7 protein-coding genes are annotated in these 12,248 nt (G+C 71.9%); 6 read left to right on the forward strand and 1 reads right to left on the reverse strand.

What is annotated here, in order from left to right:
• The first annotated feature begins 36 nt into the window (after positions 1 to 36).
• From AAW14_RS11990 to asnB (AAW14_RS12015), 6 genes are all read left to right on the forward strand, one after another.
• Complete coding sequence (locus tag AAW14_RS11990; RefSeq protein ID WP_265562945.1) at positions 37 to 1,578, forward strand: glycosyltransferase family 4 protein; 1,542 nt, start codon at positions 37 to 39, stop codon at positions 1,576 to 1,578.
• A 1-nt stretch (position 1,579) separates the two neighbouring features.
• Entirely contained in the window at positions 1,580 to 3,499 is a 1,920-nt protein-coding gene (gene asnB, locus AAW14_RS11995) for an asparagine synthase (glutamine-hydrolyzing) (RefSeq protein ID WP_265562947.1), read from the forward strand.
• Entirely contained in the window at positions 3,486 to 5,492 is a 2,007-nt protein-coding gene (locus AAW14_RS12000; RefSeq protein ID WP_265562949.1) for an alginate lyase family protein, read from the forward strand. Before asnB (AAW14_RS11995) ends, AAW14_RS12000 begins: the two co-directional genes overlap by 14 nt.
• Complete coding sequence (locus AAW14_RS12005) at positions 5,489 to 6,694, forward strand: glycosyltransferase (RefSeq protein WP_265562950.1); 1,206 nt, start codon at positions 5,489 to 5,491, stop codon at positions 6,692 to 6,694. The genes AAW14_RS12000 and AAW14_RS12005 overlap by 4 nt, the downstream gene beginning before the upstream one ends.
• Before the next feature lies 1 nt (position 6,695).
• Positions 6,696 to 8,978 (forward strand): bi-domain-containing oxidoreductase, encoded by a 2,283-nt coding sequence (locus AAW14_RS12010; protein ID WP_265562953.1) that lies wholly within the window; start codon positions 6,696 to 6,698, stop codon positions 8,976 to 8,978.
• Positions 8,979 to 9,039: 61 nt separating this feature from the next.
• The gene (asnB, locus tag AAW14_RS12015; protein WP_265562955.1) at positions 9,040 to 10,929 is read left to right on the forward strand and encodes an asparagine synthase (glutamine-hydrolyzing); all 1,890 of its coding nucleotides are present in this window, start codon (positions 9,040 to 9,042) and stop codon (positions 10,927 to 10,929) included.
• Here the strand turns inward: asnB (AAW14_RS12015) and AAW14_RS12020 are convergent.
• Entirely contained in the window at positions 10,908 to 12,221 is a 1,314-nt protein-coding gene (locus AAW14_RS12020; protein ID WP_265562957.1) for a lipopolysaccharide biosynthesis protein, read from the reverse strand. The two genes, asnB (AAW14_RS12015) and AAW14_RS12020, sit on opposite strands and share 22 nt — an antisense overlap.
• Positions 12,222 to 12,248: the final 27 nt, after the last annotated feature.

The following is a 12,248-nucleotide window of genomic DNA, read 5'->3' on the forward strand; positions in this document are numbered from 1 at the left end:
AGGGCCGCCGCCCAGGTGCTGGGGCAGGAACCCGTGATGGTGATGGCCGCGCACGACGCGGTCCGCAACCTCGGCAGCTACCGGGCACAGCTGAGGCGGCTGGACGTGTCGGGTGTCGCGCTGCTCAGCAACGACGCGGCGCGCAGAACGTTCGCCGGCCCGTTCGACCTGGTCCTGGCGCTGGCGCCGGTACGTGAACGATGCGTCATCGACGCGCGACCGCCCGGCCGCAGGCTGCCGGCCGGCGGCGCCGGGTCCGTGGTGGCGCGCTGCGCCCGCGACGCCGCCACGGCCGGCCGCATCCTTCTGCGGGGGCTGACGTCCCAGGTTCAGGGGCCGCCGAAGAACGCGTCCGGTGCCGCCCCGGCGGAACGGTCCTGGATCCTCGCACTCTGGCGCGACGCCGCGGACGCCGGAGTGGGCGGGGCGGTCACTCATGTGGCGGGCATCCTCGCCGGATTCCGGCAACTCGGCCGGCCGGTGGCCCTGGTGACCAACGGCAGCCCGCCCGAACCGCTCCGGGCCGCGGTCGATGTCGTCGAGACCACCGCACCGTTGCCCCGGGGGGCCCGGTTCACCAGGGAGTCGGCGTGGGCCGCCGCCAACGACGAGATGTGCCGGACGGCGCTCGATGTCGCCCGCCGTATGCCGCCGGCCTTCGTCTACGAGCGCAATGCCTTCCTGACCCGCGCGGGCGCCGATGTCAGCCGCCGACTGGGTGTCCCGTTCGTTCTGGAATGGAATGCCTCTGCGGTTTGGGCGCACCGGAACTGGTACCGGCAGGCTCCCGCGAAGAAGCTCTTCGGGATCCTCGGGCAGCGTTACGAGCGGTACTCCGTGAACAGCGCCGATGTCGTGGCCGCTGTCTCAGTCGGCGCGGCGAGGATGGCGACGGACGCGGGAGCCGACCCGGCGGGCATCCAGGTGGTGGCGAACGCGGTCGACCCGGCGGACGTCCCCGAGCCGGCACCGCGGGCCCTTCGCCGGGGCACCCTGCTGGGCTGGGTCGGCAGTTTCGGCCCCTGGCACGGTGTCGAGGTGGCCATCGAATGCCTCCGCCACCTCCCGCTCGACGTAGAGCTGGTCATGGTCGGTGACGGGGAGCAGCGAGCGGCGTGCGAGCAGATGGCGGCCCGGCTGGGCCTCGGCGACCGCATCACCTGGACCGGGAGCCTTCCGCGGACCGAGGCGCTCGAGGTCCTGTCCGGCTGCGACGTCCTGCTGTCGCCCCACGTGTGGAAGGGGGACGGCACCTTCTTCGGCTCGCCCACGAAACTGTTCGAATACATGGCGCTCGGCAGGCCCATCGTGGCCAGCCGTCTGGAGCAGATCGGCGAGATCCTCGTCGACGAGGTGACGGCGATGCTCACCGAGCCCGGAAACCCGAAGTCCCTCGCCGCCGGTGTTGCAAGAGTGCTGGAGCTGCCCGACCGGGGGGCGGCGATCGGACTCGAGGCACGCCGGCAGGCGCTGGCGGAGCACACCTGGGACAGGCGGGCGGCACAGATCCTCTCAGCGCTGTCCCTGCCGTCCCTGCCGTCCCTTCCGGCCCCCCGGCCGGTCCTGGAAAGAGGCTGACATGTGCGGCATCGCAGGGGTCTACGAGTACGGACGCGCGGTGGGGCGTGTCACATCCGAAACGGTCACGCGCATGCGGGACACCCTCGGCCACCGGGGCCCGGACGGCGCCGGAGTCCATGTCAGCGAGGACGGGCGGGTGGGACTCGGCCACCGGCGGCTCGCCATCGTCGACCTGTCGCACGGCATGCAGCCCATGTTCGGCGAGGACGGGGAGTGCCTGGTCTTCAACGGGGAGATCTACAACTATCCGGCACTGCGCCGCGAACTCGAAGGCAGGGGCGCCCGCTTCCGCACCGACTGCGACACCGAGGTGATCCTGCACGCGTACCGGCACTACGGTGATGCGTGCGTCGAGCGCCTCACCGGCATGTTCGCCTTCGCGCTGTGGGACCCCGGTGCCGAGCGGCTTCTGTTCGCCCGTGACCCGGTCGGGGAGAAGCCCTTCTACTGGACCGTCCAGGACGGCACCTTCCTGTTCGCCTCCGAGACCAAGGCGCTGCTGGCCCACCCGCGGGTCACCGCCGAGGTCAACACCGCGGTTCTCGAGAGCTATCTGGCCAACCTCGTGGTCCCCTCCCCGGCGACCCTCTACCGGGGCATCAACAAGCTGCCTCCCGGGACGGCCGGCACGTGCGACGCCAGGGGCGTGCGGACATGGCGGTACCGGGACCTCGCCGCGGGCCGCACATTCCTCGATGTGTCGTTGTCCGACGCGGCGGAGCGGGTACGCACCCTGCTGCAACGGTCCGTGCAGGCACGGCTGATGAGTGACGTTCCGGTCGGGGTCCTGCTCAGCGGGGGCTTCGACTCCACCTCGCTGGTCGCGCTGCTGCGTGACCGCGCCGAGGGCACCTCGACCTTCTCCGTGGGCTTCGGTGACGCACCGGAGCTGGACGAGCGGCACGAGGCGCGCTGGGTGGCCCGGCATTTCGGTACCGACCACCACGAGGTGACGGTCTCACCCCGGGAGGCGCTGGAGACGCTGGCGGCCATGGTCCACCACCAGGACGAGCCGCTCGCCGATCCGGTCTGCATGCCCCTCGGCTTCGTCTGCGCCCTGGCGCGGCAGCGTGGTGTCCCCGTAGTGCTGGCCGGTGAAGGCGCCGACGAACTCTTCTGGGGATATCCGACCTATTCGCGTGTGATGCGACGGCAACGCGAGCTGCAGCTGTTCCAGAAGCTGCCCGCCGGGGCGCGCCGCCTGCTCACCGGCGTGGTGCCCCGCTCCCGGCGCGGCAGGGCCTACGAGATTCTCGCGGGCGCCGCCGCGGGCAGGCAGTACCCGATGCACTTCCCGCTCTGCATGCCCACCACCCTGCGCTCGGATCTGCTGATCCCCCGCCAGTACGACCCGCCGCTCGTCCGGCCTCCGCTCGGCGACGGAGAAACCGGACTGCAGACGGTGGCGTTCGACACCCAGCACTACGAGTTCTCGCTCCGGCTGCCGGAGCTGCTTCTCATGCGCATCGACCGCTTCTCCATGGCGCACTCCGTCGAGGCCCGCGTTCCCTTCCTCGATCCGGAGCTCGTGGAGTTCGCCTACCGGCTGCCCGTCCACTACAAGGTGGACCGGGACCGCACGAAGGTCGTACTGCGACAGGCCCTCGCCGACATCGTGCCGGAGCGGGTGATGAAGCGGAGGAAGCAGGGCTTCGGTGCCCCGATCGCGCACTGGTTGCGCGGCCCGATGGGGGACGCACTGCTCGACCTGCTGGACTCACCCGCGATGGGCCGGTACTTCCGTACCCGGACGCTCGCCGAGATGGCCGCCGAACACCGGGCCGGACGGGCACAGCATGCGTGGTCCCTGTGGCCCGTCCTCAACTTCGCGGTGTGGCACCGGGTGTGGGTCGAAGGCGTCCCGGCCGATGAGCTGACCGACCGGATGATGAGCAGGTGCACCGTTGAGGCACGCTGACCGCCCCGACCGCCCCGACCACCGCCCCGACCACGGCCCCGAACGGCCCCGGCGCCTTGCCCGCCTGCGGCGGCTGGCCGTGTCGGCCGCCGCGCTGCCGCCCGGCGTGCTGGCCGCGGAGGCGGGATGGCGGATCGCGCGCAAGGGGGCGAGGGCGCTCGAGGACGGACGGGAGCGGAGGGCGGGGTCGCGGCCGCCTCTCCCGGAGCCCTGGAGGCCCTTCCTCCTCGGCGGAGTCGGTACCCGTTCGAAGGTGGCGCCGAGCCCGCTGGAGCTCGAGGAGTGCCTGCGCGAGGCGGATGCGGCGCTCGACGGCAGATTCACCGTCCTCGGTCACGGGCCCGTGGCGATGACCCCCGAGGGGCGGGGCTGGCACCAGGACCCCGTCCACGGCTTCACCTGGCCCGCCCGGCACCACCGTTGCCTGGGCCCCGTCCCGGGCCTCGCCGACATCAAGGTTCCCTGGGAGGTGGGCCGGCTCCAGTGGCTGGCCGCTCTCGCGCGGGCCCACGTCTACACCGGTGACTCCCGGTACCGCGACGGCGCGGTGGACCTGCTGCGGTCGTGGGCCGAGGCGAACCCCGTCGGCTCGGGGCCGAACTGGGCGAACGCGATGGAGGCGGGGATCCGCGCGGCCAACCTGGTGTGGTCCGCGGAGATCCTCGGTGATCCGGAACTGACCGCTCTGGCCGGTGGGATGCTGCGAGACCACGGATGGTTCATCCTGGGGAACCTCGAGTACACCCCGCGCCTGACCAGCAACCACTACCTCGCCGATCTCGTCGGCCTGGTCCACGCGGGCGGGGCCCTGCGCCACAGCGCCGCCGGGCGCCTCTGGCTCCGGGCGGGCGGGCGGCAGTTACAACGGGAGGTCCTCGGACAGTTCTACGAGGACGGCTCCAACTTCGAGGCGTCCACCGGGTATCACCGTCTGTCGACCGAGCTGGCACTCATGGGGTTGCTCGCGCTGCGGCGCCTGGGCGTCCCCGTCCGTCCCGAGGCCCGGGACCGTGTGCTGTCGGCGGTGGAGGTGCTGTCCGCAGTCACCAAACCCGACGGGCTGCTTCCCGCCCTCGGTGACGACGACAGCGGTCTGGTGGCCGGCCTGCAGTCCGGCCGGAACCCTCGTGACCCGGCCCCCGTTCTCGCCGCCGCGACCGTCCTGAGTGGTCCGGGTCCTTCCGGTCGGGCGGCGCAACCCGCGCCCGAACTGGCGCAGTGGTGCGGGGCGCGGGCCGGTGGCGCCGGTGCCCGGCCCCGGGCCGCGTCCTTCCCGGGGGCCGGCTGGTACGTGCTGGCCGACGGGCCGTACTGGTGCCTCACGGAGTGCGGGGGCGTGGGCCAGCACGGCAACGGCGGGCACGGGCACAACGACACGCTCTCGTTCGTGCTGTGTGTGCAGGGCCGGGAGTTCGTCACCGATCCCGGAACCGGCGTGTACACCGCCGATCCCGAACTGCGGAACCTGCTGCGCGCCACCCGTTCCCACGCCACGGTCGAGGTGGACGGTGAGGAACAGAACCGCATCGACCCCCGACAGCTGTTCACCATGGGAAACGACGATCGCGCGCGAGTGGTGCACACCCATGGGGACAGTGCCGGCCGGCAGGTCGTGGAAGCGGTCCACGACGGCTACCGCAGGCTCGGTGATCCGGTGGCGCACCGGCGCCGCTTCACCCTCGACCGGGACGGGCTGACCGTCTCGGACACCGTCGACTGCGCCGCCGGCCACACCCTCCTGGTCAGCCTTCCCCTGGCACCGGGCGTGTGTGCCGAGCCGCGTGACGGCCACACCGTGCTGTCCGCCGACGACACGCTGGTGGGACTGGCCCAGACCGCCGGGCCCGAACTCTCCTTCCGTGTCGAGGAGATGCCGTGGTCCCCCGCCTACGGCCGGATCGACACCACGCACGTCCTGCGCGCGACCTTACGGGTCGACGGCCCGGTCACCTGGACACTGCGGTTCAGTCTGGCGGACGGAGCACGGGAATGAAGATCCTCATGGCGGTGGTGTCGGACCTCCGCAGCGACGCGCGCGTGCGACGGGAAGCGGTCTCGCTGGCCGCGGACGGGCACCAGGTACGGGTCGTGGGCTTCGACTCGGCCATCCGGCGCCGGACCGAGACGGTCGAGGAAGGCGTCCGCTACGAGGTCCTGCCGTTCCCGCGGAGGAACCTTCCCAGGCCGCTGCGGCTGGCCCTCGCGGCCGTGGGTCTGCTGCGCGCGTCACTGCTCATGGGCCGCGGTGTGCCGGACGCCGTGCACTGCCACAACCTCCATCTCAGCCTGCCCGCCCTGCTGGTCGCCCGTCGTCACCGCGCCGCGCTGGTCTACGACGCACACGAGCTGGAGGCCTCCATGCACCGAGGGCCGGTGCGGCAGCTGATCGAGCGGTGGGAGCGGGCGGTGTGGCGGCGCGCACGGGCCAGGATCACCACCAATTCCTCGCGTGCGACCTATCTGGAGAATCTGCACGGAACCCGGCCCGTCGTCGTCGGCAACTACCCCCGTACACCGGGCGCCGGAGTCGAACCGAAGGACCTCCGCACCCGGCTGGGCATTCCGCGTGACCGGCTCGTGCTGATCTTCCAGGGAGGGTTCTATCTCGACTCCCGCTGCTTCGACACCGTCGCGGCCGCACTGCGGGACCTGCCGGAGTGGCACTGGGTGATCATCGGCTTCGGCAGCGACGACAGGGTGCGGAAGCTGCACGAGCTGGTCGCCGAGTGCGGCATCGAGGACCGCACCAGCATCCTCCCCGCGGTCCCGGTGGACGAACTCCTCTCCTACACCGCGGCGGCGGACGTCGGCGTCGTCGCCCTCGCCAATGTCGACCTCAACTGCTACCTGGGCGACACCAACAAGCTCTTCGAGTACCTGATGGCCGGTCTGGCCGTGGTGGGCAGTGACTTCCCCGAGGTCCGCAGGGCCCTGCTCGGCAACGGGATCGGCCCGGCAGGTGCCCTCTTCGACCCGGCGGACCCCGCATCGGTGGCCCGCGCGCTGCGCGAGGTCGCAGACGACCTGGGCACGTTCCGGCGCAACGCCGAGAAGCTACGCGGCACCTACTCCTGGGAGGCCGAGAGCAGGACGCTGACGTGCCTGTACCGTGCGCTCGCCACTCGGGGGGACGCACGGCCCGATACCGAACAGGGGCGGCCGGCTGAGCCGTCCAGTCTTCCGAAAGGCGCTTGACGTGAAGGCAGTACTGCTGTCGGCCCGGGACGGTTCGATCAGTGTGGGGGAGATGCCGCCCCCGGTGGTGCAGTGGGGCACGGTGCTGATCCGCACCACTTACTCGCTGATCAGCGCGGGCACCGAACGGGCGACCGTGGAGACGGGCGCCAGCAGTCTCCTGGGTAAGGCACGGCAGCGTCCCGACCAGGTGCGGCAGGTCCTCAACACGGCCCGGCAACTGGGTGTCGTCGAGACCTACCGGATGGTCCAGGACCGGCTCGACCGGCCCATGACGCTCGGGTACTCCTGCGCCGGTGTGGTGATCGCGGTCGGGGAGGGGGTCGACGACCTCGCCCCCGGCATGCGGGTGGCCGCGGGCGGAGCCGGTTACGCCTGCCACGCGGAGCTCGTGACCGTGCCCCGCAACCTCGTCGTGCCCGTACCGGACGGGGTGGAGGACCGGTGGGCCGCGTTCGCCACAGTGGGCGCCATCGCACTCCAGGGAATCCACCAGACCGAGGCACCCTCGGGTTCCCGTGTCGCGGTGATCGGGCTCGGGCTGGTGGGGCAGCTCACCCTGCGGATTCTGCGGGCCTACGGGTACGACGCGGTCGGCGTGGACCAGGACCCCGCGGCCGTCGAGGCGGCGCGCGCGGCCGGATTCGTCGCCCACCCCCGGGGGGCGGAGGACCTCTCCGGGACCGTCGCGCGGCACTGGGGCGGCGCACGGGCGGACGCGGTCCTGGTGACCGCGGCGACCTCGAGCACGGATCCGGTCGAACTGGCCGGGACCCTGGCGCGGGACCGGGCCACCGTGGTCATCGTGGGAGACGTAAAGGTGGCCCCGCCCCGGTCGTCGTACTACCACAAGGAACTGACGATCCGTTACTCACGCTCGTACGGGCCGGGTCGCTACGACCCGCGCTACGAGGAGGCCGGCCAGGAGTACCCGGAAGGCTATGCGCCCTGGACCGAACGCCGCAATCTGGCCGAGGTCCTCAGGCTGGTGCCGAGCCTGGACCTGGAGAGCCTCGACCCCCGTGTCTTCGCCGTCGAGGACGCCGCCGAGGCCTACCGGGTCCTCAACACGGAACGGCCGCGTCGCCGCCCCGCTCTGCTGCTGCGCTATCCCGGCACCGCGGAGGTCACCGAGCCGCCGCGGCACCAGGGCGAGGCCGTCACGTGGTCACCGCCCGCCGGAGAAGCGAGGATCGCCGCGATCGGGGCCGGGAACTTCGCCACCAAGATGCTGTTCCCGCATCTGCACCGTGAGCAGGGCGTCCGCTTCTCGTGGGTGGCGAGCGCGCGAGGCCTGACGGCCGTCCAGCAGAGCAGGCGATGGGGATTTTCCGATGTCGCGGAGAGCGCCGAGCACGGGCTCGCGTCGGGCGACGCCGACTGCGTCATGGTGCTGTCCCGCCACGACAGCCATGGGCGCTACGCGGCCGAGGTGCTGCGCCGCGGGTTCGCGTTGTACTGCGAGAAGCCCGTGGGGCTCACGGAACAGGAGCTGGAGGAGGTGGCGGCCGCCTGGTCCCGGTCCGGCGCCCCGGCGCTCGCCGGTTTCAACCGCCGGTTCGCCCCGGCCGTACGGGAGTTGCGGGCGGCCCTGCCCGAGGGGGCCCCGCTCCAGGTCGTCCACCGGGTCTTCGCCGGCCGGCTGCCCGACGACCACTGGTACTTCGACCACCGGCAGGGCGGCCGTCTGCTCGGCGAGGTCTGCCATTTCATCGACACCGCGAACTTCCTCGTACCGGGCAGACCCGTGAGCGTGACCGCCACGGGTGTCGACGGCAGGGACCCGGTGTCGGCCCAGAGCGTCACCCTGCAGATCGCCTACTCGGACTCCTCGACCGCTTCCGTCGTGTACGGCGGGCTCACACCGCCCGGGGCCCCCAAGGAGCTCATCGAGGTGGCCTGCGACGGTGTCGCCGCCAGGATCGAGGACTTCGGGTCCCTGACGCTGTGGAAGCGGGGGAAGAAGTCGGAGTCGGTGTACCGGGGAGCGCCGAAGGGGCATGCCGAGGAGATGCGGGCCCTGACACGGCTGCTGCGGGGCGAGAAGGTCGTCGAGGCGGACTTCCGGCTGGCGCTGTGGAGCTCACTCGTGGCATGCCGCGCCGCTGCCGCCCTCGCGGAGGGTGGCCGGTCCGGGACCGCACCGTCCACCCCCGCGCTCGCGGAGGTCCTCGGCTGCACACCCACCGGCCTTGGGACGGGCAGCCCCGCGGGCGCGGTCCCGGAGCAGGCCTTCGGCACGCCCGAGGGCGCCGTGGGTACGACGGGAGGTTCCGGCGCATGAGTTCTCCGGGCGCGGCCGTTCCGCCGGCGGGTACGGCGCCGAGTGCGACGACGGAGGCCTGATGTGCGGCTTCGTGGTGGTCCTGAACCGCGCTGCGGCCGCGGGCGATCCGTGTACGACGATCGAGCACCGCGGCCCGGACTCGTCCGGGCACCAGGACCTTCGGGGCGCGGACTGGCGCGCGTCACTGCACTTCCGCCGGCTCGCGATCATCGACGTCGGCTCCCGCAGCGACCAGCCCTTCGGTGACGCCGAGCGGGGGTTCCTCGTCTACAACGGGGAGATCTACAACGCCCCCGAGCTGCGGGGGACGCTGCGGTCCCGAGGTGTCCGGTTCACCACCGAGGGCGATACCGAGGTCCTCCACGAACTCCTGCTCCAGCCCGACGCCGGACAACTGCTCGGGCAGGTCGACGGGATGTTCGCCTTCGTCCAGGTCCTGCCCGATGGACAGGTGCGCTACGGACGCGACCGGCTGGGCATCAAGCCCCTCTACCTCGCATCGGACACATCGGGCCGCCTCCTCGCCCTGTCCAGTGAGATCGCTCCGCTGCGCGCGATCGGCCTCGCCGACCACGTCGACCCCGTGGCCGTCGCGCAGGCGGCGATGTTCCTCTGGACGCCTCCCCCGCGCACCGGCTGGCGTCGCGTGCACGCGGCAGGGGCCGGTGCCGTGCAGTGCGTCCTGCCGCCCGAATACGCGCGCCACCGGCTCGTCTGGCGGGCGGAGACCGCCGCGCCGGCGCAGGCCATCGGTGAGGCGGTGCGTGAGTCGGTGCGACGCCAGGTCAGGGCGGACGTCCCGGTCGGGCTGCTGCTGAGCGGGGGAGTCGACAGCACCTGGCTGGGCGTGGAACTGGGCCGGGCGGGGTTCTGCGGCCCCGTCTTCTCGGCACGTGACGCATCGCCGCGGCAGGACCCGGCTGAGCCCTTCGAGGGGGACGCACCCTACGCCGAGCGGGCGGCCCGTCACCTCGGAATGCCCCTGCACTGGGTGGACCTCGACGTCGATGTGCTGCGGCAAGTGCCCGAGATGGTGCGGGTGATGGAGCTGCCCTTCGGCGACCCGGCGGCCATCGCGCTCATGCGCCTGTCGCGGGCCGCCCGCGCCGAGGCGACCGTGCTGCTGTCCGGGCTCGGGGTGGAAGAGCTGTTCCTGGGATACGAGCGGTACCAGGCCGTACGGATGCTGCAGCGGATTCCCGCGTCCGGCCGAAGGCTTCTCGGGCGTGCGTCGCAGGGCCCGGTCCCCGGGAGGTTCCGCGAACGGATGGACAAGCTCGGCCGCATGTGCCTGCAGAGCCCCCGCGACTGGGCCTGGGGCGGCCAGTCCTACTTCACGGCCGAGGAATGGGCACAACTGGCTCCGAAGGTCGAACTGGACGAGGTCACGGCAGCCCACCACGACATCACCGACCCCCTGCTGGCGGCGGGAGCGAGCCCTTTGCGCGCCGTCGCGGAGTGCGACCGGCGCCTGTTCCTGCCGGGCCTCAACCTCCTGTACGCGGATCGCGCGTCCATGCGGGCCAGTGTGGAACTGCGCGTGCCGTTCCTCGGCGAACCCGTCGTCGCCGCGGCGCTCGCCGTGCGAGCGGAGGACCAGCTCCGCACCGGGAACGGCAAGGCGCTGTTCCGGGCCGCCGCGTCGGCCGCGGGGGTTCCCGACTTCGTCACGCGCCGTTCGAAGACGGGGTTTTCAGCGCCGGTCCGCTCCCTGCTGAGGCGGCACGGACGGTACCTGTGGGCATGGGTGCGGCAGTCCGGGATCTTCGACGAGCTCTTCGACCGGCGGACTGCCGACCGGTTCGTGACCGAGCACGTGTCGGGAGAGCGCGAGCGCGGGCTCGCCGTTTTCGGCTTCTTCTGCGCGGCGGTGTGGTGGGAGATGCACGTCGACGGGGACGGGCGGGTCACCGAAGCCCTTCAGGACTACCGCGCGGTCGCGCCCTGACCCCTCTGCGGCGGGACCGTGGAGCCGTTTCCCGGGTGTCCCCCGCGGTCAAGGCGGGTGGTCTCCCCCGCTTCCACGGCCCGCCGGTAGCGCAGAACGTGGGCGATCAGGTTGACGGCCAGCGCGAGAAGGCTCGCCCATGCCGCTCCCGCGGCCGAGTAGGCCGGAATGAGCAGGAGGTTCAGCACCAGGTTGGACACCGTCAGGGTGATCGCCGCGGTCCGCAGGTCGGAGCCGAGCCCGTGCGCCGAAAGGAAGGAGTTGAACAGGCGGGTCACCGCACTGATCACCTGCGCCGCGGCGAGGACCGGTACCAGGCCCGCCGCCATCACGAACTTGTCGGAATAGACGAGCCGGACCAAAGGCTCGGCCAGCATGCTCAACGCGACTGCCGGTACGGCGCTCACCACCGTCACCGTCGCGACCCAGCGCCGCTCCATGCGGGGCCGGCGGGTGAGCCGCCCGAAGAGCGCCGTCGCCAGACCCGCACCGGGCAGCGAGATGGGCGTGGCAAGCGAAGCGGCGCACATGTAGCAGGCGAAGGAACGCGGATCGCTCGCGGCACCGAGCATCAGCGTGTCCATGTGGTACGTGCCCATGCTCAGCACCCGGCCGACGTAGGCCGAGAAGCCGTAGGCACGGGCGTCACGGAGCATGCGCGAGGCGGTTGTGCGAAGGCCGCGGAACAACGGCCGGAGGTACGCCAGGAGCGCGACCCAGCCGGCCAGCAGGAACAGGGCGTCCGCCAGGAGAGCCCCTGACGGTGTCAGCCGTACCCCGGCCGCCGGCATGGCCATGAGCACACCGAGGAAGCCCAGCCGCGACAGTACGGAGGCGATCGAGTAGCTGTGGAGCCGGTCGAGGCCCTGCGCCGTCTGCAGGCACACGAAGTCGAGCGGGTACCCCATGGAGACGAGGGCCGCCACTCTCAGAGCCGAGCCGGCGTGCACGGTCATGCAGGCGTCCACGATCCAGGACAGCGCGAAGACGGTGACCCCGAACAGGACGGACACCGGCACGAAGAACGCCACGACCGCGCCGGTGACGCGACGCCGCTCCGCCGGGCCCGAGAGCGCCAGCATCCGCGCCGCGGGGAGGAACAGCCCGAACTCGAAGAACATCCCGCTGAACAGGAGCAGTTGTCTGCCGAACGTGTAACTCGTGTAGGCGTCGACGTCCAGGGCCCTGGCCAGCAGCGCGGAGGTGATCACGCCGAGTCCGCCGAGCGCCGCGCTCGAGCAGGCGAAGCCGACGGCCTGACGGACCGTCCTGGAGGAGCAGGCGACCCTCATCCTTGCGCACGTCCGCACGGCGGCACC

The sequence above is a fragment of the Streptomyces hygroscopicus genome (genome assembly GCF_026168105.1).
GTDB classification, from domain to species: Bacteria; Actinomycetota; Actinomycetes; order Streptomycetales; family Streptomycetaceae; genus Streptomyces; species Streptomyces hygroscopicus_D.